Source organism: Undibacterium pigrum, assembly GCF_003201815.1.
Lineage (GTDB): Bacteria > Pseudomonadota > Gammaproteobacteria > Burkholderiales > Burkholderiaceae_D > Undibacterium > Undibacterium pigrum.
In genome coordinates, this window is the sequence record NZ_QJKB01000001.1 from 248201 (window position 1) to 274939 (window position 26739).

26 protein-coding genes are annotated in these 26739 nt (G+C 52.0%); 19 read left to right on the forward strand and 7 right to left on the reverse strand.

Annotation, left to right across the window (positions count from 1 at the left end; genetic code table 11):
- Positions 1 to 9 precede the first annotated feature (9 nt).
- The 4 genes from DFR42_RS01160 to DFR42_RS01175 are packed head-to-tail and all read right to left on the reverse strand — an operon-like array spanning position 10 to position 3393.
- Positions 10 to 720 carry an ABC transporter ATP-binding protein gene (locus tag DFR42_RS01160; protein ID WP_110253119.1) on the reverse strand — a complete coding sequence of 237 codons (711 nt, stop codon included), beginning with the start codon at positions 718 to 720 and terminating at the stop codon, positions 10 to 12.
- Positions 717 to 1484 carry an ABC transporter ATP-binding protein gene (locus DFR42_RS01165; protein ID WP_110253120.1) on the reverse strand — a complete coding sequence of 256 codons (768 nt, stop codon included), beginning with the start codon at positions 1482 to 1484 and terminating at the stop codon, positions 717 to 719. The genes DFR42_RS01160 and DFR42_RS01165 overlap by 4 nt, the downstream gene beginning before the upstream one ends.
- The gene (locus DFR42_RS01170) at positions 1481 to 2452 is read right to left on the reverse strand and encodes a branched-chain amino acid ABC transporter permease (protein ID WP_110253121.1); all 972 of its coding nucleotides are present in this window, start codon (positions 2450 to 2452) and stop codon (positions 1481 to 1483) included. Before DFR42_RS01170 ends, DFR42_RS01165 begins: the two co-directional genes overlap by 4 nt.
- A gap of 20 nt (positions 2453 to 2472) precedes the next feature.
- Entirely contained in the window at positions 2473 to 3393 is a 921-nt protein-coding gene (locus DFR42_RS01175) for a branched-chain amino acid ABC transporter permease (protein ID WP_110253122.1), read from the reverse strand.
- 211 nt (positions 3394 to 3604) lie between these two features.
- Between DFR42_RS01175 and DFR42_RS01180 the strand changes: the two genes are divergently transcribed.
- The 12 genes from DFR42_RS01180 (at position 3605) to DFR42_RS29600 (ending at position 17033) form a co-directional block, all read left to right on the forward strand.
- Positions 3605 to 5245: an AMP-binding protein gene (locus DFR42_RS01180; protein ID WP_110253123.1), complete on the forward strand. Its 1641-nt coding sequence runs from the start codon at positions 3605 to 3607 to the stop codon at positions 5243 to 5245.
- A gap of 25 nt (positions 5246 to 5270) precedes the next feature.
- Entirely contained in the window at positions 5271 to 6473 is a 1203-nt protein-coding gene (locus DFR42_RS01185) for an ABC transporter substrate-binding protein (protein WP_110253124.1), read from the forward strand.
- A 44-nt stretch (positions 6474 to 6517) separates the two neighbouring features.
- The gene (locus DFR42_RS01190) at positions 6518 to 8911 is read left to right on the forward strand and encodes a bifunctional salicylyl-CoA 5-hydroxylase/oxidoreductase (RefSeq protein ID WP_110253125.1); all 2394 of its coding nucleotides are present in this window, start codon (positions 6518 to 6520) and stop codon (positions 8909 to 8911) included.
- A 2-nt stretch (positions 8912 to 8913) separates the two neighbouring features.
- Positions 8914 to 9696, forward strand: coding sequence for an SDR family NAD(P)-dependent oxidoreductase (locus DFR42_RS01195; RefSeq protein WP_425450856.1), 783 nt, complete (start codon positions 8914 to 8916; stop codon positions 9694 to 9696).
- Positions 9696 to 10259, forward strand: coding sequence for a MarR family winged helix-turn-helix transcriptional regulator (locus DFR42_RS01200; protein ID WP_110253127.1), 564 nt, complete (start codon positions 9696 to 9698; stop codon positions 10257 to 10259). Before DFR42_RS01195 ends, DFR42_RS01200 begins: the two co-directional genes overlap by 1 nt.
- The gene (locus tag DFR42_RS01205) at positions 10256 to 11110 is read left to right on the forward strand and encodes an enoyl-CoA hydratase family protein (protein ID WP_110253128.1); all 855 of its coding nucleotides are present in this window, start codon (positions 10256 to 10258) and stop codon (positions 11108 to 11110) included. The genes DFR42_RS01200 and DFR42_RS01205 overlap by 4 nt, the downstream gene beginning before the upstream one ends.
- Positions 11111 to 11124: 14 nt before the next feature.
- On the forward strand, positions 11125 to 12306 hold the full coding sequence (locus DFR42_RS01210; RefSeq protein WP_110254180.1) for an acyl-CoA dehydrogenase family protein: 1182 nt from the start codon (positions 11125 to 11127) through the stop codon (positions 12304 to 12306).
- Positions 12303 to 12716 carry an acyl-CoA thioesterase gene (locus tag DFR42_RS01215; protein ID WP_110253129.1) on the forward strand — a complete coding sequence of 138 codons (414 nt, stop codon included), beginning with the start codon at positions 12303 to 12305 and terminating at the stop codon, positions 12714 to 12716. Before DFR42_RS01210 ends, DFR42_RS01215 begins: the two co-directional genes overlap by 4 nt.
- A gap of 62 nt (positions 12717 to 12778) precedes the next feature.
- Positions 12779 to 13171, forward strand: coding sequence for a RidA family protein (locus DFR42_RS01220; protein WP_110254181.1), 393 nt, complete (start codon positions 12779 to 12781; stop codon positions 13169 to 13171).
- Between the two features lie 2 nt (positions 13172 to 13173).
- On the forward strand, positions 13174 to 14706 hold the full coding sequence (locus DFR42_RS01225) for a 3-hydroxyacyl-CoA dehydrogenase (protein ID WP_110253130.1): 1533 nt from the start codon (positions 13174 to 13176) through the stop codon (positions 14704 to 14706).
- A gap of 92 nt (positions 14707 to 14798) precedes the next feature.
- Entirely contained in the window at positions 14799 to 15974 is a 1176-nt protein-coding gene (locus DFR42_RS01230) for an acyl-CoA dehydrogenase (RefSeq protein WP_110253131.1), read from the forward strand.
- A gap of 270 nt (positions 15975 to 16244) precedes the next feature.
- Positions 16245 to 17033 carry a potassium channel family protein gene (locus tag DFR42_RS29600; protein ID WP_245936784.1) on the forward strand — a complete coding sequence of 263 codons (789 nt, stop codon included), beginning with the start codon at positions 16245 to 16247 and terminating at the stop codon, positions 17031 to 17033.
- 30 nt (positions 17034 to 17063) lie between these two features.
- On the opposite strand, the gene DFR42_RS01240 is transcribed toward DFR42_RS29600, so the two are convergent.
- Positions 17064 to 18707, reverse strand: coding sequence for an isovaleryl-CoA dehydrogenase (locus DFR42_RS01240; RefSeq protein ID WP_110253132.1), 1644 nt, complete (start codon positions 18705 to 18707; stop codon positions 17064 to 17066).
- Between the two features lie 127 nt (positions 18708 to 18834).
- On the opposite strand from DFR42_RS01240, the gene DFR42_RS01245 reads away from it, so the two are divergent.
- The 6 genes from DFR42_RS01245 to DFR42_RS01270 all read left to right on the forward strand — a co-directional run bounded on the left by DFR42_RS01245 (position 18835) and on the right by DFR42_RS01270 (position 24814).
- Positions 18835 to 19473 (forward strand): TetR/AcrR family transcriptional regulator, encoded by a 639-nt coding sequence (locus DFR42_RS01245; protein ID WP_110253133.1) that lies wholly within the window; start codon positions 18835 to 18837, stop codon positions 19471 to 19473.
- Positions 19474 to 19482: 9 nt separating this feature from the next.
- Positions 19483 to 21825, forward strand: a complete 2343-nt coding sequence (locus DFR42_RS01250) for a DNA polymerase III subunit gamma/tau (protein ID WP_110253134.1) — start codon at positions 19483 to 19485, stop codon at positions 21823 to 21825.
- A gap of 81 nt (positions 21826 to 21906) precedes the next feature.
- A complete protein-coding gene (locus tag DFR42_RS01255; protein WP_110253135.1) occupies positions 21907 to 22233 on the forward strand; it encodes a YbaB/EbfC family nucleoid-associated protein in 327 nt (108 codons plus the stop codon).
- Positions 22234 to 22235: 2 nt separating this feature from the next.
- Positions 22236 to 22832, forward strand: coding sequence for a recombination mediator RecR (recR, locus tag DFR42_RS01260; protein ID WP_110253136.1), 597 nt, complete (start codon positions 22236 to 22238; stop codon positions 22830 to 22832).
- Between the two features lie 31 nt (positions 22833 to 22863).
- Complete coding sequence (locus DFR42_RS01265) at positions 22864 to 23529, forward strand: HD domain-containing protein (RefSeq protein ID WP_110253137.1); 666 nt, start codon at positions 22864 to 22866, stop codon at positions 23527 to 23529.
- Between the two features lie 37 nt (positions 23530 to 23566).
- A complete protein-coding gene (locus DFR42_RS01270; protein ID WP_110253138.1) occupies positions 23567 to 24814 on the forward strand; it encodes a CaiB/BaiF CoA transferase family protein in 1248 nt (415 codons plus the stop codon).
- 150 nt (positions 24815 to 24964) lie between these two features.
- Here DFR42_RS01270 and DFR42_RS01275 read toward each other — a convergent pair whose 3' ends face one another.
- Positions 24965 to 25567 carry a MarC family protein gene (locus DFR42_RS01275; RefSeq protein WP_110253139.1) on the reverse strand — a complete coding sequence of 201 codons (603 nt, stop codon included), beginning with the start codon at positions 25565 to 25567 and terminating at the stop codon, positions 24965 to 24967.
- A 40-nt stretch (positions 25568 to 25607) separates the two neighbouring features.
- Positions 25608 to 26258: an isoprenoid biosynthesis glyoxalase ElbB gene (elbB, locus tag DFR42_RS01280; protein WP_211324102.1), complete on the reverse strand. Its 651-nt coding sequence runs from the start codon at positions 26256 to 26258 to the stop codon at positions 25608 to 25610.
- Between the two features lie 222 nt (positions 26259 to 26480).
- Here elbB and DFR42_RS01285 point away from each other — a divergent pair, with 222 nt between their 5' ends.
- A complete protein-coding gene (locus DFR42_RS01285; RefSeq protein ID WP_110253141.1) occupies positions 26481 to 26681 on the forward strand; it encodes a DUF1289 domain-containing protein in 201 nt (66 codons plus the stop codon).
- The last annotated feature ends 58 nt before the right edge of the window (positions 26682 to 26739 follow it).

Below are 26739 nucleotides of genomic sequence, written 5' to 3' on the forward strand. Positions count from 1 at the left end.
CCAGGCAGTTTAAACACCCACATATTTCTGCCAGGTTTCCGGCGACTGCGTCAGGCTTTCGCTATTGCCATGCCAGACTATCTTGCCGCGTTCCATGATGCTGTGCTGATCGGCAAGGGGTATGAGTTTTTCTACATATTTATCGATAACCAGCGTGGTTTGCCCCTGATCGCGCAGCTTTCTCAAACAAGCCCAGATTTCTTCACGCACCAGTGGTGACAAGCCTTCCGTCGCTTCATCCAGTATCAGCAAATGAGGGTTGGTCATCAAGGCGCGTGAGATGGCCAGCATTTGTTGCTCGCCGCCAGATAACTGGTTACCCATATTGCCCGCCCGTTCGGCCAGACGTGGGAACAGTTGGTAAATCTCTTTCAGGCTCCATGGTCTTTTGCTTTGATTGCGATTGGCTGCAAAGGCGACCAGGTTTTCTTTGACAGTGAGATTGGGGAAAATCTGCCGGCCTTCCGGCACCAGGGCTATGCCCATCCTGGCGATTTTATCCGTCGTCATTTTTTCTATGCGCTGGCCCATGAAACTGATATGGCCCTTATGTGCCGGTGTCAGTCCCAGTATCGAGCGTAAGGTTGTGGTCTTGCCTGCACCATTGCGGCCCAGCAGGCTGGCGACTTCGCCCTGGCGTATCTGTAAGTCTATGCCAAACAAGACCTGGCTGTGACCATAGGCGGTAGCGATATGTTCGACTTCCAATATGGTCTTCATGCGACTTCCTTGATTGCGATATCCATTTCATCGCCTAGATAGGCTTTCTTGACTTCCGGGTTCTGGCGTATCTGTTCTGCCGTGCCGGTGGCAATGATGGAGCCTGCTACCAAGACAGAAATGCGGTCAGCCAGTTTGAAGACGGCATCCATATCATGTTCAATCAAGATCACGGCTGCCTTACCACGCAGGGCGGCGATCAGTTCCAGCATCTTGCCCGATTCTTCATGTCCGGTGCCTGCCATGGGTTCATCCAGCAAGAGCAGTTTGGGTTGCGTCGCCAGGGTGAGTCCCAGTTCCAGTTGGCGTTGTTCGCCATGTGCAAGTTCGCAGGCTTTGCTATTGCAGTGTTCAGCCAGACCTATATCGCTGGCAAGTTGCCGGGCTTGCTTGAAAAGTGCCTGCTCATCTAGCGCTTTGCGCCAGAAGCGCATGCTGCTGCCAGAGTGGGCCTGTATCGCCAGACTCAGGTTATCGATAACGGTATATGACTGGAAAATATTCGTGATCTGGTAAGAGCGTGCCAATCCTAGCTTGACGCGCTCATGCATGCTGAGTGTCGTGACATCGACGCCATTGAAAATGATCTGCCCCTGGTTTGGAACTATGGCGCCTGATATCTGATGTATCAGTGTAGTCTTGCCTGCGCCATTCGGGCCTATGATGGCGTGGATCTCACCAGATAATACATCCAGGCTCAGATTGTTGGTCGCGATAAGGCCACCATAGCGTTTGACCAGGCCTTTTAGCTGTAACACGCTCATGCCTGATCTCCCTGCTGTCTTTTGATGGACATGAACTTTTGCGGCAGGCTGGCGAGGCCATTTGGTAAGAGCATGACCACCAACAGCAGGATAATGCCCAGATACAGTTGCCAGTGTATGGTATAGCCAGACAGGATTTCTTCCAGCATCAACATGACGACTGCACCGAGGATGCCGCCAGACAGATAACCAACACCGCCAAGTATCACCATCACCATCAGGCTGCCGGATTGTGTCCAATGCAAAAGGTTGGGACTGACCAGCATGTTCTGGTTTGCCAGCAGGGCGCCAGCCAGGCTGGCGACGCTGCCAGCAATCGCAAAGCACAGCAGCTTGTAGCGAAACACCGGATAGCCTATGGCTTCCATACGGGTTTCATTTTCCTTGATGGCTTGTATCACACGTCCAAAACGGGAATTGATAAGTCTATAAAGAACGAAGAGAAATATGGTGCAAATTACCAGCACCAGATAATAAAAGTTACTGTCATTTGCCATGTCCATACCCGTCACCGAGCGTTGTGCCAGGCTCAAGCCATCGTCACCACCATAATTTTTCAATGACACAAACAGGAAATACAGCATCTGCGCGAATGCCAGCGTAATCATGATGAAATATACGCCGCGGGTTCTAAGTGACACACTGCCTATTGCGAGTGCCAGCATAAAGCCGGTCAGCATCGCCGCTGGCCAACTGATCCAGGCAGATGTGACGCCATGCTGCATCAGGATGCCCACCACATAAGCGCCACTGCCAAAGAAAGCCGCGTGCCCGAGGCTGATCATGCCACCAAAACCGAGTATCAGGTTCAGGCTGCTGGCTACCAGAGCGAAAATCATCAAGCGGCTTAACAGGCCTATATAAAATTCCTGGGCGAAGTAAGTCGCCATCAGAGGGAAGGCAATCAGCAGGCACAAGATGCCTATGCTGGACTTGCGCGATATGCTGTGATGTAGGCTGCTTTGCATGATTACTCTTTTTTTGTTATTTAGCCGCGAGCAGGGAACAGACCCTGGGGTTTGTAAAACAACACGGCTGCCATCAATACGTAAATCAGTATCGACGCCAGGGCAGGGCCAAGATTGGCTGCCATCTCCAGTGGCATCAATAGTTTTAGTGCTCCAGGTAGCAAGGTTTTGCTCAAGGTATCAACCAGCCCCACCAGCAATGCACCTACCAGTGCACCGCGTATCGAGCCTATGCCACCTATAACAATGACCACAAAGGCCAATATCAAGATGCTTTCACCCATGCCCACCTGTACTGCAAGTATGGAGCCCAGTAGCGCACCAGCGATGGCGCACAGGGCTGCGCCAAAGGCAAACAGTAGCGTGAACACCAGCTTGATGTTGATACCCATGGTGACTGCCATTTCACGGTTCGATGCCCCAGCCCTCACCAACATGCCTATGCGGGTTTTGGTGACCACAAAATACAGCAAGCCAGCGACAGCCAGCCCGGTAGCAATGATGAGCAGACGGAAAGATGAATAAAAAAAGTCAGGCAGCAACTCCACTGGTTGTGACAACTGCGGTGGAATATTCAGCATCAGCGGCTGTGCACCCCAGATCATGCGTGCACCTTCGTTAAAGATCAGTATCAATGCAAAAGTCGCCAGCACATGGGACAAATGATCGCGCTGGTATAAATGCCGGAAGACCACTACCTCCAGTATCACACCCAGCAGCGCAGTCGCTATCACCGCTGCCAGCAAGCCCAGCCAGAAAGAACCTGTCATGCCAGTAAAGCTGGCGGCGAAATAAGCGCCTGCCATATACAGGGAGCCGTGAGCCAGGTTGATGAAGTCCATGATGCCAAAGATCAGCGTCAGCCCCGCAGCTAGCAGGAAAAGCATGAGGCCAAACTGCAAGCCATTTAAGCCGTGTTCAAGCAAAAGCGTGATATTCATCCCCTGATCCCTAAATGCTGATGGTGGTACAGATGTGAAATTACTTTAGGCCTAAAATATACTATAAGCGACGCAATTGAAAATATTTTCTTTGAGAAAAATTGAATTTTGATGTGAAAAAACACTTTACCTAAAAATAGTTTAGGTTTAAAGTAGTTTGGTGTTTTCGGGAGTTGCTGTATCTACATTGTGTACCAAAGCCGGAGAAGAAATGAATTCAACTGTGCTACCAGGGTCTGCCCATCTGGATACCTTTGCTTTTGATCACTTGCCACCGCGCGAGCAATGGCCTGAACTGATTTTTTCTTTGCCTGAGTTGCAATACCCTGAACGCCTGAATTGTGTCGCCGATTTGCTCGACAAGATGTGCGCAACCGGCCATGCCGACAGCATTGCCATCCGCAGCCAGACCGAAAGCTGGACTTACTCCCATCTGTTGGCTACCGTCAATCGTATCTCCCACGTCTTGCTGGAAGACATGCATTTGCAGCCTGGTAACAGGGTGCTGTTGCGTGGCGCTAATAATCCCATGATGGCTGCCAGTGTGCTGGCTGTCATCAAGGCGGGTTGCATAGCCGTGCCCACCATGCCCTTGTTGCGCGCCAAAGAATTGGGCGTGATCGCGAACAAGGCGGAAATTGCCGCCGCCCTTTGCTCAGAAAATCTGCGTGAAGAGATGGAGTTAGCCGTGCAAGCCAATCCCATATTGACGCAGGTGATGTACTTCAATCATCAGGGCGATGATGGCCTGGAAGCGCTCATGGCTGGCAAGCCAGCTGAATTTGCCGCTGTAGATACCCTTGCCGAAGATGTCTGCCTCATCAGTTTTACTTCTGGTACGACTGGCATGCCCAAAGGCACCATGCATTTCCACAGGGATGTGCTGGCGATCTGCGATTGCTTCCCGCGCTCCACCTTGCAGTCTGAAAAAAGCGATATTTTCATAGGCACGCCACCACTGGCGTTTACTTTTGGCCTTGGTGGTTTGCTGCTGTTTCCCTTACGCGTGGGTGCAACGGCAATCTTGCTGGAAAAACTGACGCCTGAATTCCTACTGAAAGCCATAGACGAATTCAAGGCCACCGTCTGTTTTACAGCGCCTACCTTTTATCGACAGATGGCCACGCTGGCAAAGAATTTTGATTTATCCAGTCTCAAGAAAACTGTTTCTGCCGGTGAGGCCTTGCCTGCTGCAACCCGTGAAGCCTGGCGTCAGGCGACTGGTCTGGTCATGATAGATGGCATAGGCGCGACCGAGATGCTGCATATTTTTATTTCCGCCGCAGGCGATGAGGCGCGGGCAGGGGCAACCGGCAAGCCCATACCTGGCTATCAGGCATGCATATTTGATGAACATGGCGACATGGCGGCCCCTGGCGTGGTTGGTCGTCTGGCAGTCAAGGGGCCGACAGGCTGCCGTTACCTGGCAGATGACAGGCAAAAAAATTATGTGCACCAGGGCTGGAACCTGACTGGTGATGCCTATGAAATGGATGCCGACGGTTATTTCTGGTACCGCGCCCGCACTGACGACATGATTATTTCTGCTGGCTATAACATCGCAGGGCCTGAGGTCGAAGAAGCTTTGCTGAAGCACCCCTCAGTGTCTGAATGCGCAGTCATAGGCCTGGCTGATGAAGAGCGCGGCCAGATCGTCAAAGCTTTTGTGGTATTAAAAGCTGATGCACAGGCATCTGCGGACCTGAGTAAGGAAATCCAGGATTTCGTCAAGAATAGTATTGCGCCCTACAAGTACCCGCGTGCCATAGAATTCATGACGAGTTTGCCGAGAACAGAAACCGGAAAACTACAGCGCTATAAATTGCGTACGCCTGCTGCCAGCTCCAGCTAACTATTACGTTTGAAAATATTCGCCCATGCCCATTAACCCGAAGGAGACGCTCGTGAAAAAGACCTTGCTGTGTTTATTGTTGTCCAGTATTGCCGCAACGAATGCGAACTGTGCTTTTGCCGCAGACAAAGTCAAAGTAGGCATGGTCACCACTTTGTCCGGTGCCGGCGCTGGACTGGGTGTGGATATACGCGATGGCTTTTCCCTGGCCATGAAACATCTGGACAATAAATTCGGTAACTTGCCTGTCGAAGTCATTACGGGTGATGACCAGCAAAACCCGGACGCGACCAAGCAGTTGGTGGACAAGCTCATCAAGAAAGACAAGGTCGATTTGATGACCGGTATCGTGTTTTCCAATCTGATGCTGGCAGTTGGTCCAACGATTTTCGGTGCCAAGGTGCATTACATCAGCGCCAATGCCGGTCCTTCGCAATATGCGGGCGAGCAATGTAATCCCTATTTCTTTAACGTGGCCTGGCAGAACGACAGCCTGCATGAAGCTGTCGGCAAACAGGTCAATGACAAGGGCTTTAAAAATGTTGCTTTGGTGGCGCCTAATTATCCAGCAGGCAAAGACGCATTGACAGGCTTCAAACGCTATTACAAGGGCAAGGTTGCTGAAGAAATTTATACCAAACTGGGACAGCTTGATTATGCGACTGAACTGGCACAGATACGTGGTCTGAAGCCAGATGCCGTGTATATTTTCCTGCCCGGTGGCATGGGCATCAATTTCATCAAGCAATTTGTGGATGCCGGTTTATCCAAAAATACCCAACTCTTTGGTCCGGGCTTTTCTGCCGATGAAGACATTATCAAGGCAGTAGGTGCACCCATGCTGGGCATGTTCAATGCATCGCAGTGGGGGCATGATATGGATAACCCGCAAAACAAACGTTTTGTAGCCGACTTCCAGAAAGAATATGGCCGCCTGCCATCGTTGTATGCATCGCAAGGCTATGATGCTGCCATGTTGATGGATAGTGCCGTGCGAGGTGTCAAAGGCAAGATAGAAGACAAGGACGCTCTGGGCAAAGCCATCAAGGCAGCCAACTTCAAATCCGTGCGTGGAGACTTCAAGTTCAACAGCAATCACTATCCTGTGCAAAATTATTATGCACGCATCATCAGTAAGGATGCTCAGGGTAGGGTGACCAACAAAACCCTGAGTGCTGTATTTACCAATCACCCCGATGCTTATGTCGCCTCTTGCAAAATGCAATAAGACAGTGATAGCTCAAGTAAAAAATTTATTTCCAAGGTAATTTAATGAACATCCTATGCATAGGCGGTGGTCCGGCTGGTCTTTACTTCAGCCTGCTGATGAAAAAGCAAAACCCTGCGCACCAGATCACCATCGTCGAACGCAATCGCGCTTACGATACCTTTGGCTGGGGCGTGGTGTTTTCTGACCAGACCCTGGGTAACCTGGTCAATGCGGATGAACAGACTGCCCGTTCCATCTTGCAGTCTTTCAATCACTGGGATGATATTGATACCCATTTCAAGGGTCAGGTTGTTACCTCTGGTGGTCACGGTTTTTGCGGCATAGGCCGCAAGCGTTTGCTGAATATCCTGCAAGAGCGTTGCGAAGAGCTGGATGTCAGGCTGGTCTTTGAAACTGATGTGACAGACGACCAGGCACTGGCGCTGGAATATGATGCCGACCTCGTCATCGCCTGCGATGGCTTGAACAGCCGCGTGCGCACCCGTTATGAGCAAAGCTATCAACCCGATATTGATACGCGCAAATGCCGTTTCGTCTGGCTGGGCACCAAAAAACTGTTCTCGGCTTTTACCTTTGCCTTTGAAGAAACCGAGCATGGCTGGTTCCAGGCGCATGCCTATCAATATGATGGCGATACGGCGACCTTTATTGTCGAGACCCCGGAAGAAACCTGGCTCAAGGCTGGCATAGATAAAATGAGCCAGGAAGAAGCCATCGCTTTTTGTGAAAACCTGTTCGCCAAATATCTCGATGGCAATGCCCTAATGTCAAATGCCACGCATTTGCGCGGTTCTGCCAACTGGATCAAGTTCCCGCGCATCATTTGCAAGAACTGGGTGCACTGGAATCAATTGAATGGCAAGCGTGTGCCTGTGGTTTTGATGGGCGATGCCGCTCATACTGCGCATTTTTCCATAGGCTCAGGCACCAAGCTGGCTTTGGAAGATGCCATAGAACTGGCGCGCAGTTTCGAAAAACATGGTGGGCAAGGCATGGATGCGGTGCTGGAAGCCTATCAGGACTTGCGCTCCATAGAAGTCTTGAAGATACAAAGTGCTGCCCGCAATTCCATGGAATGGTTTGAAAACGTCCAACGCTATACCGCCATGGAAGCGCCTCAGTTTGCCTATTCCATGCTGACGCGCAGCCAGCGGCTGTCGCATGAAAACCTGAGGGTAAGGGATGCTGACTATGTGCGCAGTTTTGAACACTGGATAGCAGAACAGGCGTATGCCAGGGCTGGCCTGCCAGTGCCCAAAACAAAAACAGCGATTCCACCCATGCTGACGCCCTACAAGCTGCGCAATGTGATATTGAAAAATCGCATCGTCGTATCACCGATGGCGCAATACTCAGCAGTCGATGGCGTGGCCGGTGATTATCACCTTGTGCATCTGGGTAGCCGCGCCATGGGTGGTGCTGGCCTGGTGTTTGCTGAGATGACCTGTGTCTCTGCCGATGCCCGCATCACGCCTGCTTGCCCTGGCCTGTATGCACCTGAACATACGCAAGCGTGGAAGCGTATCGTCGATTTTGTCCATGCAAATACTGATGCAAAGATTGCCGTGCAGCTCGGCCATGCCGGTGCCAAAGGTTCCACCTGCGTAGCCTGGGAAGGGACGGATCAGCCTTTGAAAGAAGGCAACTGGCCACTGGTGTCTGCTTCTGAGCAGCAATACCTGTCTGGCATTTCGCAAGTTGCGCGTGCTGCCACAGTGGCAGATATGCAGCGCATAAAAGATGATTTTGTCCAGGCGACCAGGGCAGCAGCAGAAGCAGGCTTTGACTGGCTGGAACTGCATTGCGCTCACGGTTACCTGTTATCAAGTTTCATTTCGCCACTGACCAATCAGCGTGAAGATGAATACGGTGGTTCGCTGGAAAACCGTTGCCGTTATCCGCTGGAAGTGCTTACAGCCATACGTGAGGTCTGGCCTGCAGATAAACCGATTTCCGTGCGTATATCTGCGCATGACTGGGTAGAGGGCGGTATTACGCCAGATGATGCAGTCGCCATCGCCAGGCTGTTCAAGGCAGCGGGTGCAGACATGATAGATTGTTCATCCGGCCAGGTCAGCAAGCAGGAAAAACCTGTCTATGGCCGCATGTTCCAGACGCCATTTGCTGATCGCATACGCAACGAAGCACAAATACCCACTATAGCAGTTGGTGCGATCTTTGAAGCTGATCATGCAAACAGCATCATCGCCGCTGGCCGTGCTGACTTGTGCGCGATTGCCAGGCCACACCTGGCTGATTCTGCCTGGACCTTGCATGAAGCGGCCAAGCTGGGCTTTAATGACATGCCCTGGCCCAGGCAATATGTCGCCGGAAAAATGCAGCTGGAACGCAATCTTGAACGTGACAAGCAGGTTGCCGCAGCCAGCGCTGGCCTGACACCACAGCAAGTCGCCGCCAAATTGCTGGAAGGATGAGCATGACTGTGCATCCGCAAAAATTACAAGGCAGGCATGCGCTGGTCACCGGTGGCGGCAAAGGCATAGGTCTGGCGATAGCACAAGCCTTGCTCAGCGAAGGGGCGACCGTGACGCTGGCAGGACGCAGTGAAACGACCTTGCAGGAGGCTGTGGCCTCTCTGGACTATGCCAAAGTGCAGTATGTAGTAATGGATGTCAGCGATGTGGAGTCGGTGCAGGCAGCTTTCCAACTAGCACAGACCAGGGATGGCCGCATCGACATCCTCGTCAATAATGCCGGGCAAGCCAGTTCAGCTTCTTTCCTGAAAACCGATGCCAAACTGTGGCAAAGCATGATGGACGTGAACCTGAACGGCAGCTTCATTTGCATGCAGCAGGCTTTGCCTGCGATGCTGGAAGCTGGCTGGGGCCGTATCGTCAATGTGGTCAGCACGGCGGGTTTGAAGGGTTATGCCTATGTCTCTGCCTATTGCGCTGCCAAACATGGTGTGATCGGCCTGACGCGCGCAGTGGCGCTGGAAGTCGCAGCGAAAGGCGTGACCGTGAATGCGGTTTGCCCTGGTTACACCGAAACCGATATCGTGAAAGAAGCTGTTGCCAATATCGTCGCCAAAACCGGTCGGACTGAAGAACAGGCGAAAGCTGAACTGGCTGCGGGTAACCCGCAAAAGCGCCTGGTACAACCACAAGAAGTCGCAGATGCGGTGTTGTGGCTGTGCATGGACGGTGCATCGGCAATGAATGGGCAATCCATTGCCGTAGCCGGTGGCGAAGTCATGTGATGAAATCTGAAGAACAAACAAAAGCAGGTATGAAAGAAGACAGTAATCCCGTGTTCGACATGGAAACCCGTCTGACGCAAGATGACCATCAGTCCTTGCGCCTGTGGTTGCGCATGTTGTCTTGCACCGTGATGATAGAGGGTGAAATTCGCAGTCGCCTGCGTAGCGAATTTGGTATCACCTTGCCGCGTTTTGACCTCATGGCGCAACTCGAACGGCATCCCGAAGGCTTGCGCATGGGTGAACTGTCCAAGCGCATGATGGTCACTGGTGGCAATATCACCGGCATTACCGATCAGCTGGAACAGGAAAAACTGGTGACCCGTGTCGCTGATCTCAAAGACAGGCGTGCTTACAGCGTCAAACTGACACCTGCTGGCCGCCGAGCCTTCAAACGCATGGCAGCGGTGCATGAAGAGTGGATAGCCGATATGTTTTCCGGTTTACAGTCTGAACAAAAAAGCAAATTATTTGAATTATTGTCGCAAGTGAAAACGCATTTGCATGAGCCGGGCACTGATTGTGGCTTGGACAACAAACCTTTGCAGGAAGAATCCACATGAAATACCTACCCGGACAACCGCAGGATTTACCTGGCAATCGCCAGCAACTGGCAAACTATACAGCACAGCATTTTACTTATGCAGTGGATGCTGGCGTTGCCACCATCACCCTGAACCGGCCAGAACGCAAAAACCCGCTGACCTTTGATTCGTATGCTGAGTTGCGCGATCTGTTCCGCACTTTGTCGTATGGTGATGATGTCAAGGCAATTGTCATTACTGGCGCGGGTGAAAATTTTTGTTCTGGTGGTGATGTGCATGAAATCATTGGTCCCTTGACCAAACTCGACATGCCTGGCTTGTTGAGTTTTACTCGTATGACGGGTGATCTTGTAAAAGCCATGCGCGCCTGCCCGCAGCCGATTATTGCTGCGATTGACGGTGTTTGCGCTGGTGCAGGTGCCATCCTCGCACTGTCTTCTGACATACGCATAGGCACGGCACGTAGCAAGACTGCCTTCCTGTTCACCCGCGTTGGCCTGGCTGGTTGTGATATGGGGGCTTGCTCCATTTTGCCGCGCATCATAGGGCAGGGGCGTGCTTCGGATTTGTTGTATACCGGACGTTCCATGTCGGGTGAAGAGGCAGAGCGCTGGGGCTTCTTCAATCGTCTGGCAACCCCGGAAGATGTGCTGTCAGAAGCGCAGATTTATGCAAAAAACTTGGCCGAAGGCCCGAACTTTGCCCACGGCATGACCAAGAAAATGCTGCAACAGGAATGGAATATGGGCGTTGATGAAGCCATAGAAGCAGAAGCACAGGCACAGGCGATATGCATGATGACCAATGACTTTCATCGTGCCTACCATGCCTTTGTTGCCAAACAAAAACCTGTCTTTGAAGGGGATTGAGCATGACACATATCATGTCTGATACCAGTTATCTGGACTGGCCCTTCTTTGATGATAAACACCGTGAGTTGCAACGCACGCTGGATGCCTGGTCTGCTGAGAATCTGCCTGATCATCATGCAGCAGATGTCGATCAGGCTTGCCGTGATCTCGTCAAACAACTCGGTGCGGCTGGCTGGCTCAGGAATGCCATAGGTGGCAGTGCTTATGGCGGCAATGCTGATGTCATCGATACCCGCGCCATTTGCCTGATACGCGAAACCCTGGCCCGTCATTCTGGTCTGGCAGATTTTGCCTTTGCCATGCAAGGGCTGGGTTCTGGCGCGATCAGCTTGCATGGCACAGAAGTACAAAAGCAAAATTATCTGAGCAAAGTCGCCAAAGGTGAGGCGATTGCTGCCTTTGCCTTGTCTGAGCCTGAAGCTGGCTCTGATGTGGCGGCCATGCAATGCGCGGCAGAATTTGTTGTTGATGCAGATGGTGGTCATTATGTATTGAATGGCGAGAAAACCTGGATTTCCAATGGTGGCATTGCTGATTTCTATGTCTTGTTCGCTCGCACTGGCGAAGCACCTGGTGCGCGTGGCATTACTGCCTTTATCGTTGATGCTGGTTTGCCCGGTTTTGACATTGCCGAACGTATCGATGTGATTGCACCACATCCGCTGGCACGCCTGAAGTTTACTAATTGTCGCATCGCGGTTACGCAGCGCCTGGGTGAGGCAGGACAGGGCTTCAAGGTAGCGATGGCGACGCTGGATATCTTCCGTACCTCCGTCGCTGGCGCTGCACTTGGCTTTGCCCGTCGTGCCATGGATGAAGCCATGCACAGAGTAACAACACGCAAGATGTTTGGCCAGACCCTGGCTGATTTTCAACTGACGCAGGCCAAGCTGGCGCAGATGGCTACGACCATAGACAGCTCAGCACTGCTGATTTACCGTGCTGCCTGGCAAAGAGACCAGGGCAGGAAAGTCACCAAAGAAGCTGCCATGGCCAAACTGACTGCGACTGAAGGTGCGCAGCAAGTGATAGATGCAGCGGTGCAGATGTTTGGTGGCCTGGGTGTGGTTTCAGAAGTGCCAGTAGAGCGACTGTATCGTGAAATTCGTTCCCTGCGTATTTATGAAGGTGCGACCGAAGTGCAGCAACTGATCATAGGTCGTGAATTGCTGAAAGAGTTTGCTTCCGCATGATTTTTACGGCTGAGTTGCCCATACGCTTTGCTCACTGCGATCCGGCAGGCATCGTGTTTTATCCGCGTTATTTTGAAATGATGAATGGTGTGGTAGAAGACTGGTGCGCGCAAGGTCTGGCTTGCAGTTTTCATGAAATGCATATTGCACGCGGCATAGGCCTGCCCACCGTGCATCTGGAAACCGATTTTATTAAACCGACAGAACTGGGTGAAAGCTTGCTGGCAGAATTGGTCGTGACGAAGCTGGGAAAGAGTTCAGTCGAACTGCAAATTTGCTTTCGCGGACCACAACAGGATATGCGCCTGAAAGCGAAGTTGGTGCTGGTCATGATGGATTTGAAATTGCGCAAATCTATAGCCATATCAGATGAACTGAGTACTGCCATGCAGAAGTACTGCAAAATATAAGATAGATATAATGGACTTTTCAGACTTTAGGGGCTGAATAGTCATCAATGAAAGGATAGATGATGGACATTTTGCAACCTCCAGGCTGGGCCAGACCACGTGGTTATTCGAATGGCATTTCTGCCAGTGGCCGCACTGTGTGCGTCAGTGGCATGGTGGGCTGGGATGCGCAATGCGCCTTTCAGACCGATGATTTTGCAGGCCAGGTAAGACAGGCATTGCAGAATATCGTTGAAGTATTGACAGAGGCAAACGCCAGACCCGAGCATATCGTGCGCATGACCTGGTATGTCATCGATAAAAAAGAATATGTAGGTGCCTACAAAGAAGTTGGCGAAGCTTACCGCGATATCATAGGCCGCCATTACCCAACCATGACTGCGGTACAGGTGGCAGGCTTGATAGAAGACAGAGCCAGGGTAGAAATAGAAGTCACAGCCATCGTGCCGGAGTAAATATGAAGACCAGTATTGCTGTTGTTGGCGCCGTTGGCATCGTCGGTGCCGGTGCCATGGGCCGGGGTATCGCCCAGATTGCGGCACAGGCAGGTTTTACCGTGCTCTTGTTTGATGTGCAGGCAGATGCCGCCAGCAAAGCCAGCCAGTTGATAGCCGAGCAATGGCAAAAAATGCTGAGCAAGGAAAAGCTCAGTGCAGAACAATATCAGCGCGCTGTGGGAAACCTGCAAGTCGTCAATAGCATGCAGGAATTGGCCAAATGCGATCTGGTCGTAGAGGCAATTGTTGAAAAGCTGGAAGTCAAGCGTGCCTTGTTCCAGCAATTGGATGGCATCGTCAGCGACACTTGCATACTGGCGACCAATACTTCGTCTTTGTCAGTGACCGCTATTGCGGCTGGCACAAAAATACCTGAGCGTGTCGCGGGGCTGCATTTCTTTAATCCTGTCCCACTGATGAAGGTCGTGGAAGTCATCGATGGTTTGCTGACCGATGCTGCGGTCTCAGAGCAACTCATGGCGTTTTCCACACAGACCGGGCACTTGCCTGTGCGCGCCAAAGATACACCTGGCTTTATCGTCAACCATGCAGGCCGTGGTTATGGCACGGAAGCCCTGCGGATATTGCAGGAAAATGTTGCCAGCTTCCGTCAGATAGATCAGATCATGCGTGAGGCAGCAGGTTTCAAGCTTGGCCCGTTTGAATTGCTGGACCTGACCGGGCTGGATGTATCTCACCCGGTCATGGAGGCGATTTATCATCAGTATTATGAAGAGCCACGTTATCGCCCCAGTGTCATCACTGCGCAGCGGGTACATGCAGGTGTGCTGGGTCGCAAGACCGGGCGCGGTTTTTATTCTTATAGCGGCAACCTGGATGTACCGGCGGTTCCTGAGCAACAGCCTGCCTGGACAGGGCCAGTTTGGATCAGTCAGGAAAACGTGGACGCAGTGCCAGCACTGCTTGCCTTGTTTGAGCGTTGCGGCGTTACTATCGAAAATGGTGAGCAGCCATCTGCAGGCGCGCTGTGCATAGTCAGCCCTTATGGCGAAGATGTCAGCACCTGTGTAGCAAGAGCCGGGCTGGATGCACGTCGCACCTTTGGCATAGACGCACTGACTGCTTGCCAGGGGCATCTGAGCCTGATGATGAATCCCGCTACAGATGCAAACCTGGCAGCACAATGCCAATCCCTGCTCCAAAAAAGCGGGCAGGGCGTCAGCCTGATACAGGATAGTGCCGGTTTCGTGGTTCAGCGCATATTGGCGACCATCATCAATATTGCCAGCGACATAGCCCAGCAAGGCATATGCAGTCCGCAAGACCTGGACAAGGCAGTGGTATTAGGCCTCGCTTATCCGGCAGGCCCGTTGGCTTGGGGCGACAAACTCGGCACTTCGCGTATACTATTGGTTTTGCGGAACTTGTATGTCAGCACTGGCGACCCGCGCTATCGCCCCAGCCCCTGGCTGGTACGCAGGGCGCAACTGGGTTTATCCTTGCTGCATTTGCCGAGTCAGGTAAGTAGTTAAGACCGCATAAATCATGACATGTCACTTCTTGTTGTAGAAAAGTGGCATGCAAATAAATATATAACGGTACATATTCAAATCAGGAGAAACAGATGGCCAAGGCTGTATTTAGTTGGGAAGATCCCTTGTTATTGTCCTCGCAACTCAGCGATGAAGAGCGCATGGTGCAGGATGCAGCACGTGTTTATTGCGAAGAAAAACTGACGCCAAGGGTACTGGAAGCTTTCCGTCATGAAAAAACAGATCCGGCCATTTTCCGTGAAATGGGTGAGCTTGGTTTACTGGGTTCCATGATCCCTACGCAATACGGTGGTGCTGGCTTGAACTATGTCTGCTATGGCCTGGTAGCACGCGAAGTAGAGCGCGTTGATTCTGGTTACCGTTCTATGATGAGCGTGCAAAGCTCGCTGGTCATGGTACCTATCAATGAATTTGGTAGCGAAGCACAAAAACAAAAATACCTGCCCAAGCTGGCGACGGGTGAATGGATAGGCTGCTTTGGCCTGACTGAGCCTAACCATGGTTCTGACCCCGGCAGCATGGTGACCCGTGCCAAGACTGTGCCGGGTGGTTATTCCCTGAGTGGCGCGAAGATGTGGATCACGAATAGTCCTATCGCTGATGTCTTTGTGGTCTGGGCAAAAACAGATGATGGCCGTATCCGAGGCTTTATCCTGGAAAAAGGCTGGAAAGGCCTGAGCGCACCGGCCATTCACGGCAAGGTCGGCTTGCGTGCTTCCATCACTGGCGAAATCGTCATGGATGAAGTATTCGTGCCAGAAGAAAACCTGATGCCAAATGTAGAAGGCCTGAAAGGCCCGTTCACTTGCCTGAACTCTGCCCGTTATGGTATCGCCTGGGGTGCATTGGGTGCGGCAGAATTCTGCTGGCATACAGCACGTCAATACACCATGGATCGCCTGCAATTCGGTCGCCCACTGGCAGCAAATCAGTTGGTACAGAAAAAACTGGCAGACATGCAGACAGAAATCACGCTGGCCCTGCAAGGTTGTTTGCGTCTGGGCCGTATGAAGGATGAAGGTACGGCTGCCGTTGAAATCACGTCTATCATGAAGCGTAATTCTTGCGGCAAGTCCCTGGATATCGCCCGCACTGCACGCGATATGCTGGGTGGTAATGGTATTTCTGATGAGTTTGGCATTGCCCGCCATCTGGTGAATCTGGAAGTCGTCAACACCTATGAAGGTACGCACGATATCCACGCGCTGATACTGGGCCGTGCTCAGACTGGAATCGCTGCTTTCTAAAATCGCAGCATTCCAAACTGCTTGTGAAAGCATAAAAGCCGCTTTGCCTTTAAGGCAAGCGGCTTTTATTTTATGGCATGGCTTTACTTGCCTTCTTGATTTTTTTACCGCAATTTCTTCCGCCTATTCTTCGATTTTCTATAAAACTTGCGCCATCGCAAGATGTGCTCAAATTTTTCCATTGATGATTGCCAAAAGCGATAAAGCAGGATTCAGATTCCAAAGATGCTGTCGCGTGTTTGTCTTGATGAGATTTTTGGTGAAAATACAATGAAATTTCCAGTGACTCAACGCTTCTGGACCTGGTTTACCCGTCCCTTGTTATTGGCGGGTTTGCTGCTGACCATTCCGGCATTTTATCTGGTGCTGGGTGGTACTACTGACATCACCGAACTGGCCGGGCGCAGTCTGTACGCGGCCTCAGCTTTGTTGATGCTGGTCGATACTGGTCTGCAATGGCAAAAGAACAGGAATCAAAAAAGGCGTAGTGGCAAGCTGGCACTGGATGGCGTGATTATCGCTGCTTGCCTGCTGAGCGTCATTTTTACCGGAGAGGCCTGGGGCACGCTGGAATGGCTGCTGCGTCTGGCGCTGGTAGCCGTCATTCTGCTGCGTCTTGCGACCCTGGTTTTGCAGCACATGAAACCCAGTCATCTGGTGCAAATGATAGTGCTGGCCTTGCTGATGCTAAGTTCCGCAGGTGCCGGGTTTTACTGGCTGGAACCCAATGTGCATAGCTATGCAAATGGTGTCTGGCTGGCTTTTACGACGATAGCTACCGTGGGTTATGGGGACATCGTTCCATCTACACCCGCGTCCAAGATATTTGCCGTCTTCATTGTTTTGCTTGGTTACGCCATGTTTTCCATCGTAACAGCCAATATTGCTGCCTTGTTTGTGGAGGAAGAAGAAGCGAATCTGGAAAAGCAGCTGCATGCTGATATACGCCACTTGAGCAGAGAAGTGGCTGCGCTCAGGGAAGAGTTGCGCAGCCGGGATCGTCTTTTCCTGGAGAGGGAAAATGCAAGGGAATTGAAACAGGCTGCGCAAACTGAGTAATGTCTGGCAGCCTCAAGTGAATGGATTTTTTTAGTAAATAAATGAGCGGCTAATAATGCGGTCCAGCAAAGCGCTCGTCGCCTGTCCATGCAAGCTTCCATATACACGACCACATTCAGCATCTGCTCGGCTTTGTACAAAGGCGAGGCCGATATCTTCTTCGGCATATTCTGCCATCAGAAAAGCCTGTGCTGTCAGTACCAGTTTCTGGGTAATACGGCGGGCATTCATTTCCCTGAATTCTGTTGGTGCCAGGTCTTTTTGTAATTCCACCACTATCTGTCTGACTTGCTCAGATGCTGAACTACTCCATAATTGCAGCAGCAATTGCAGGCCTTCCGGGTCTCTTTCCATCGCACGCAAAACATCCAGGCACATGACATTGCCTGAGCCTTCCCAGATGGAGTTGACGGGCGCTTCGCGATATAACCTGGCCATGGGGCCAGTCTCGACATAACCGTTGCCACCCCAGACTTCCATGCATTCACCAGTAAATTCCAGCGCACGCTTGCATATCCAGAATTTTGCCGCCGGCGTCATGATGCGTTTCCAGGCGCGTTGCAAGGCGTCATCAGGGGCATCCAGTGCGGCTGCCAGATGCAGCATAAGGCGGGTTGCTGCCTCACTTTCCAGTGCCAGGTCAGCCAGTACATTACGCATTAAAGGTTGATCTGCCAGCTTCTTGCCGAAAGCCGTGCGGTGGCGTGCATGATGGATGGCTTGCACCAGTGCCTGCCGCATGAGGCCTGCGCTACCAATGACGCAATCCAGCCGGGTCAGGTTGGCCATTTCTATGATGGTTGGTATGCCCCGGCCTTCATTGCCTACCATGACGCCATAAGCATCCTGGAATTCGACTTCGCTGCTGGAGTTGGACTTATTACCCAGTTTGTCTTTCAATCTTTGTACCAGGACAGAATTCTTGCTGCCGTCAGGACGCCAGCGTGGCACAAAGAAACAGGATAAGCCAATTTCGGTTTTGGCCAGGACCAGATGCGCATCACACATGGGGGCTGAGAAAAACCATTTGTGGCCGGTGAGTGCATAGCCCTGGCCTCGTCCCTCGGCACCCAGTGCCACAGCCATGGTGGTATTGGTGCGCACATCCGAGCCGCCCTGTTTTTCTGTCATGCCCATGCCGATCAGGATGGATTTTTTCTGGGCTATGGGCAAATCACGCGGATCATGTTCCAGCGAATACAGCTTGTCTTTGAGTTCTGCGAACAAGGCAGCTTCGTTTTGCAGCACGGGGATGGAGGCAAAAGTCATGGTGCTGGGGCACAGGGAGCCAGACTCTACCTGTGACTGCATGAAATAACCTGCTGCACGGGCTACATGTGCACCCATGCGCGGTTGACTCCAGGGGCTGGCATGCAAGCCTTGTTTACGTAATATGCCCAATAACTGATGCCAGCTTGGGTGAAAATTGACCCTGTCTATGCGCTTGCCCTGTCTGTCATGGGTATGCAGTTCTGGCAAATGCGTATTGGCCAGCGCGGCAGCTTCCAGCACAGCGCTGCTGCCCAACTCCAGTCCAGATTCTGTCAAGGTGTTTTGATACCAGTCCGCCTGATACTGCGCCAGGCTGGTCATTAGAACGGCATCACTAGTGAAAATATTGTAATCTTGCAGGTCTGCGACCTGATTGCTTATATCATGGGTTTGCCACTGCATAGGTGCCTCATTGATATGGGTAAGCTAAATAGGTAAGCCAGATGAATAGTGTAGTCTGATGAAGTAATCAAGATGTTCGCCTTTTAGCATTCCCCCAAGTACCTGAACTTATAAAACAAGAAACACCATGAGCGAGACTGCCAGCCCTTTGAAATTACGCCGCAAGCCAGTGCAGCAACGCTCTAAAATGACACAATTGGCAATCCTTGATGCCTTTGTTCGGCTTTTGGTCGAGAAAAGCTATGCCGATCTGACCATGCGCGATATCGCCCTGGTTGCTGGCGTGGGCCTGGGCACCTTGTATGAATACTTTCCTGGCAAGAAATCGATAGCGGCCCATTGCATCCATGAGCGCATGAAGAATATCGGTGCCCAGATGCGCATCTGGGTGGCGTTGCAACATGGTCAGCCCTTGCAAGACATCGTCACGGATCTGCTGGAGCGCATTATTCTTTTGCATGCAGACAAGACCGAGGAGTGGTCTGCCCTGATCTTCCTGGAGCGGCAGATTTCCAATATGGAGGCCTATAGCGCCTTGTACGGGCAGGTTGTTGATATCTGGGAATCTGCTTTTGCGGCAAGCTCAGACCGTGCAGCTTACCCAAATACCAGCCCGGCGATAGTCCATGCGGCTGTCTACGGTGTCTTGTACCAGACCCTGATGTTGTCGCCGCAAAGCCTGCAAGAGCCTGAATTTCTTGCTCAGATGAAAAACTTGGTGTTGGGATATCTGCAAATCACTGATCAGAGCGTCCGAATAAGGTAAAATCGAGGGATGTCCTATCAAGTCCTCGCCCGAAAATATCGCCCCAAGAGTTTTGAAACTCTGGTGGGGCAAGAGCACGTGGTCCGTGCCTTATCGCATGCGCTAGAGCAGCAGCGGCTGCATCACGCCTATTTGTTTACCGGTACCCGAGGTGTCGGCAAGACGACGCTGTCACGTATCCTTGCCAAATCCTTTAACTGTGAGACTGGCATTACTGCTCATCCTTGCGGTGTTTGCGAAGCCTGTACGGCAATTGATGCCGGGCGCTTTGTTGACTATATAGAAATGGATGCCGCTTCTAATCGCGGTGTCGATGAAATGGCCTCGCTGCTTGAGCAGGCGATTTATGCGCCGTCCAATGCGCGCTTTAAAGTCTATATGATAGACGAGGTGCACATGCTGACCAACCACGCTTTCAACGCGATGTTGAAAACGCTGGAAGAGCCGCCTGAGCACGTCAAATTCATTCTGGCAACGACAGACCCGCAGAAAATCCCTGTCACGGTCTTGTCACGCTGTCTGCAATTCAATCTCAAGCAAATGCCGCCTGGGCATATAGTTGGCCATCTGGAAAACATCCTGGGGCAAGAGCAAATCGAATTTGAATTGCCTGCCTTGCGTTTGCTGGCTCAGGGTGCCCATGGCTCCATGCGCGATGCCTTGTCGCTGACTGATCAGGCAATTGCCTATGCCGCTGGCAAAGTCAGCCTCGATGCGGTGCAAGGTATGCTGGGTGCGCTGGATCAGTCTTACCTGATACGTTTGCTGGATGCCTTGCTGGCCCAGGATGGCAAAGCCTTGCTGGATGTTGCCGACGAAATGGCCGCACGCAGCCTGTCTTACAAGGCTGCCCTGCAGGACCTGGGCAGTTTGCTGCACCAGATCGCCGTGGCGCAAATGGTGCCAGCTGCCGTGGCAGAAGATATTCCTGAGCGTGAACAGGTCTTGCGCCTGGCGCAGAGTTTCGCCAAAGAAGAAGTGCAACTGTTTTATCAAATTGCCGTGCATGGCCGTAATGAGCTGGCACTTGCTCCTGATGAATATGCAGGCTTCAGCATGACGCTGTTGCGCATGCTGGCGTTCAAGCCTGTCAGTGGTGAGCAATGGGCGCAGCCGCCTTCCAGTACGCCACCGGCTGGTGGGCGTCCGGCTTTGCCAGTCAATAATGCGAACAATGCTGCGTCGGCACAAAGTCCTGTGCGTTCCAGCCCTGTTTCCAGTCCTGCGGCTTCATCAAGTAATAGTGTTGGTACTGCTAACACTGCACCTGTCGCAAATGTAGTGTCGGCAGCAATGCCAGCACGCGCTCCGGCAGAAGTGCCGAAACCGGTTGTACAGGATAATGCCGGGACACCCGCAACACTCGCAACTGCGCCTGCTGCTGGCGCACGTGTCAGCCCGGTACTGGCGGCCCTGGCTGCTGCACGCGCAAATACCAAGAATGGTACGCCAGCAGGAAAAACTGCATCAGCCGAAACGGCACCAGAAATCAAAGCGGCAATTGCACCTGTGGCTCCTGTGTCCCCAGTTGCTCCAGTCTCGCCCGTCGCCCCGGTCAGACCCGTTACTCCTGTCGCAACACCGTCAGTCAAAGTAGCTCCACCATCGGCGCAGCCGTTAGTCAAGCCTGCCCAGCCTGTGTCTGCACCCGCACCTTTGATTGCCGAGCAGGATATGCAATCCATGGGTATGGATGATATGCCGCCGCCCTGGGATGAAGAAATGTTCTTCGATGCAGAGCCTGCAAAACCGGCGATGCCGCCACGAGTGATGACTCCTGCTCTTGCTCCCGCTGTAGTGCAGGAACAAGGCGCGCCCGTTGAAGTCGCTGTGCTTGCAGATGCTGCTGCATTTGTCGCAACTGCTGATCAGGAGCCGCAAGCTGCCGCTGCAGAAGTGGTCAAGCCCAGGGAGTCAATTACCCTGAATGCAGACCGTCTGATCGCGAATGCGCCAGTTCCTGAGTTGAACTGGGATGGTCATTGGCCTTCTCTGGCAGCCAGCTTGCCAGTACGCGGTGTAGCCCAGCAAATGACACAGCAAAGTGAACTGGTCAGTTGCAAGCAAGACGGCAATGCCCATGTATTCCGTTTGCGCCTGCCTTTGTCTACACTCTTGTCTTCAGGCAGTGTAGAAAAACTTAGCGCGGCCTTGTCTGAACGTTTTGAAAAAACCATACGGGTAGAAACCGAGATAGGTGCCGTTGAGCATACTGCCAACGCACAGGCTGTGGCTGAGCGTGAAGTGCGCCAGCAACAGGCAGAAAAATCCATACAGGGCGACAGTTTCGTGCAGACTTTGATGCGCGAATTTGGTGCCACTATCGTCACGGGTAGCATACGGCCGGTCTGATGCCGGTGATATGCAAAAATAATTACAAGTCTGCGTGACCAAATTTAATCAATATTCCATTTTTATTTTCGGAGAAATTTTATGATGAAGAATCAATTAGCTGGCCTGATGAAGCAAGCCCAGGCAATGCAGGACAATATGAAAAAAGCCCAGGATCAATTGGGCCTGGTAGAAGTAGAGGGCCAGGCTGGTGCTGGCCTGGTCAAGGTCGTCATGACCTGCAAGAACGATGTCAAGCGCGTTACCATCGACCCGTCTCTGCTGGGTGACGACAAAGACATGCTGGAAGACCTGGTTGCTGCTGCATTCAATGATGCAGTACGCAAGGCAGAAGCCACTTCACAAGAAAAAATGTCAGCTTTGACAGCTGGCATGCCATTGCCACCTGGCTTCAAGATGCCATTCTGAGTGTGAAAAAACTTGGTAGTCTGGAAGCCTTGTCTGAGGCGCTGCGCCGCTTGCCGGGCGTAGGGCCAAAGTCAGCTCAGCGCATGGCTTATCACTTGCTGCAACATGACAGGGAAGGCGCCGCCATCCTTGGCATAGCGCTGACTCACGCGGTTGAGCGTATACAGCATTGCGCATCCTGCAATACCTTCAGTGAGAGCGAAGTTTGCGAAACCTGTCTGGATGCCGTGCGCGACACCAGTCTGCTGTGTGTGGTGGAAACACCTTCTGATCAGATGATGATAGAGCAGACCATGACGTACAAAGGCTTGTACTTTGTACTCATGGGACGACTCTCGCCGCTTGATGGCATAGGCCCGAAAGACATCCATCTGGAAAAGCTGGTTTCCAGGGCTACCGACGGTAAAGTGCAAGAAGTGGTGCTGGCTACCAATTTCACCAATGAAGGTGAGGCAACCGCGCATTACATCAGCGAGACACTGAAGGCACGTGGCTTGCGGGTCAGCCGCCTGGCACGTGGTGTGCCGGTGGGTGGTGAGCTCGAATATGTGGATGCAGGCACGATTGCCCGCGCCATGCTGGATAGACGGACTACTTAATACAGTAACTGAGATAATAATATAAGCCATCATGTTTCTGATCCCCGCCGAACAAAAAAGCAAATTGCAGTTGCAATGGTCAGACCTGATACAGGGCTTGGCTGGTAGTCCCCGGCATGCCAGGGAAGTGTGGGTTTTGCTGGATAAGCATTACTCCGAACCTCAGCGTAGTTTTCATAATTTCACGCATATCCAGTCCATGCTCAGGCATGCTGAAGACAGGCGTGCAGATATCCATAATTTTCCTGTCGTCTCCCTGGCGATCTGGTTTCATGACATGGTGTATGACACCCATGCCAACAATAATGAACTGAAAAGTGCAGAGCTGGCAGGGGAATTGATGATGCGCATGGAGATCAATCCCACTGTCATCATGCATGTGCAGCAATGCATACTCGCCACTGCCAGGCATGAAGTGGCTGATTTTAAAAACCGTGCGGCAGATATCCCCTTGTTTCTTGATATTGCACTGACCATCCTTGGTGCACCCAAGGACGTTTATCAGCAATATAGCCGGGCGATCCGCAATGAATTTCGCTGGCTGGAAGCGCCTGCCTACAGGGCAGGGCGCCTTAAAGTGCTGAAGCGCTTCGCCGACCGCGAACAATTATATTTTCATCCCATCATGGCAGCGCAGTTTGATGCACAGGCGCGTGCCAATATCGCGTGGGAAATCAAGAAGCTGACTTTTGTATAGGTCCGTCCCATAAATTTTTCTGAGCGCATTTCTTCTTATGCAGTCACAAGCTAAAGCACATGGCCCTTTGGCGGGCATCAAGGTTCTGGAGTTGGGTACGCTGATCGCAGGGCCATTTTGTTCGCGCATGCTGGCTGAATTTGGTGCCGAAGTGATCAAGGTAGAGTCACCCGATGGCGGTGACCCTCTGCGTCAATGGCGTGTGTTGAAAGATGGCACCTCACTGTGGTGGAGTGTGCAGGCACGCAATAAGAAAAGCATCACCCTGAATATGAAGCAGGAACAGGCACGTAAAATTGCCAAACGCCTGGCGCTGGATGCCGACATCATCATAGAAAATTATCGCCCCGGTGTACTGGAAAAATGGGAGCTGGGATTTGAAGATTTAAAAGCGATCAACCCTGCCACCATCATGGTGCGTCTGTCTGGTTATGGTCAGACAGGACCCTTGAAGGACTTGCCTGGCTTTGGTGCCATCGGTGAATCCATGGGCGGTTTGCGTTATGTCTCCGGCCATGCTGACCGCCCACCTGTGCGTGTAGGCATTTCGATAGGAGACTCAGTCGCCGCCTTGCATGGCGTCATCGGTGCCATGATGGCCTTGCGTCATCGTGATGTCACCGGCGGGCGCTGGAATGGCAAGCAGGGCGAGGCATGTGTCGCTGGTCAGGGGCAAATGGTGGATGTGGCTTTATATGAGTCAGTCTTTAATTTGATGGAATCGCTGGTGCCAGAATTTGACCATGCCGGTGTCGTGCGTGAACGTACTGGCGGTGCCTTGCCGGGCATCGTGCCATCGAATACTTATACCACGGCGGAAGGTGAAAATATCGTTATTGCAGGTAATGGCGACGCGATCTTCCACAGACTGATGAAAGCCATAGACCGCGATGACCTGGCGCAAGACCCAGGTTTGGTGCGTAATGATGGCCGTGTCCCGCGCACGGCGGAAATTGATGAGGCCATTCAAACATGGTGTTCAGGCCGTGATATAGATACAGCCTTGCAAATACTCAAGGCAGCCGATGTGCCTGTGGGTAAAATCTACTCGGTGCGCGATATGATGAGTGACCCGCAATTTCTGGCGCGCCAGATGTTTGAACAGCATGCATTTGAAGATGGCACGCCAGTCAAGCTGCCTGCCATTACACCCAAGATGTCAGAGACTCCTGGTCAGACGCAATGGCTGGGGCCGCGTCTGGGGCAACATAATCAGGAGGTATTGAGCGGGCTGGGTTATAGTGATGCCGAGATCACGCAAATGCTTGCGGATAAGATAATTTAAGTAGAATAAGGTAAATGTCAGCTATGAATCGTCAGATGATTAAACAATTCCTGATTGCTTTAGCTTTATTTTTGCTGGGTTACTTCACTTTTAACCACTGACGCTCTGGATATGGCTGACCAAGTTTTTTGCTTGGTCAGCCATGCATGATCAGCTCAGGGTTTTCAGATAATCCCTGATACCTGCCAATAGCATTTCAACTGACATCGCCGTCAGTATCAAGCCCATCAGGCGCTCAAATGCTGTCATGGCGCGTATGCCCAGCACTTTTTGCATGCGCTCAGCACTCAATAATACCACCAGCCACACCACGGCAACGGCAGTCAGTGCTGCCAGATGCACCACCATGTCCTGGCGGCTATCGGATGAAAACAGCAGCACTGTCGCCAGTGCAGACGGGCCAGCCAGTGCTGGTATCGCCAGTGGCACGATAAAGGGTTCGTGACCATCTTCCACATCGCCGAAAATGCCACCTTCCTGTGGGAAAACCATGCGCAAGGCAATCAGGAACAGGATCACGCCACCACCTATGCGCAAGGACACTTCAGTCAATTGCAATGCGGTCAGGAAGTGTTTGCCAAAGAACATGAATAGCAAAAGCAGGCCAAAGGCTATCGCGCATTCACGCACGACTACGCGCCAGCGCCGCTCAGGTGCAACATGGGATAGGGCGCTGACAAAGATGGGAACGTTGCCAAACGGGTCGGTAACCAATATCAGCAACATCAGGGATTGAAAAAAATCTTGAGTCATGAAGACCTTGTTTTAAAAATGATACTTGGAGCTTGCGGGTTCAGATTAATCCCAGCGTCGCTTTGACGGCAGCTTCTATGCCTGTCGCTGCTTCAGCAATATTTTCCGCCAGCATATAGGCGGGGGTGCTGACAACTTTCCTCTCTTTGTCGACGACAAATTCTTTGACCGGGCAATTGAAGTGCTGACCACCCATGGCTGTGACAGCAGCGGCCGTGCCTTCATCATTGCCTATGGTGACAGCAATGCCCTTACCATACACCAGTGGCAGTATGGCAGGCGCTATGCAGATATAGCACGCTGGTTTGCCAGCGTCGGCGATAGCTTTGGCGAATCGCAAGACATCAGGCTGTATCTGGCAGTCAGCCCCTTTGCTGGCAAAATCAGACAGGTTTTTTGCCGCACCAAAACCGCCAGGGAAAAATACGGCGGCATAGTCGTCGGCATTGGCCAGCGCGATATCCTTGATTTTGCCGCGGGCGATGCGGGCGGATTCCACTAACACATTGCGGCTTTCACCTTCAGCGACCAGGCCAGTAAGGTGATTGACAACATGTGCTTGCGGGATATCGGGTGCCAGGAATTCTGGTTCTGCACCGGCTCTGACGAGAGCCAGCATGGTCAGGACACTCTCGTGAATTTCAGCGCCATCGAAGACGCCACAACCGGAAAGAACGACGGCTACTTTCATGATGTACCTTTATATTTGTTGGAGAAGGACAGAAAGTAGCTAATTTTCCCGCTGAAGCCTGTAGGCTGTCAACAAAGTCCGCCAGTTTCTGGAAAAATAGAGTCCCGCTACCAGCGCACTAAGCAAAAAAACATTTATTATTAGCCAGAAAAAGGCGAACGCTCGTTTTATTATTCCGGGCTTTGCTCATTCAGGCGCATTCCTGAAAGCCAGAGTAAGACTATGTCAGTAATTAAGACGGAAGGTAAAGAACGTCCCGATACCCCTTGTGTTGCCGTTTGCTCAACGACATTTGATGATGTTTGTCGTGGTTGTGGTCGTACAGTGGCTGAGGTGGCGGAATGGGTGTTTATGACTGACGAACAGAAAGATGTCGTCTGGACCAGGATATTGGCTGAGGGGTATCCCAGACGTAATACCTGATCAGGTACCTGATGTACTACATAAGCACGCGATATAAAAAAGAGCGGCAAAAATAACG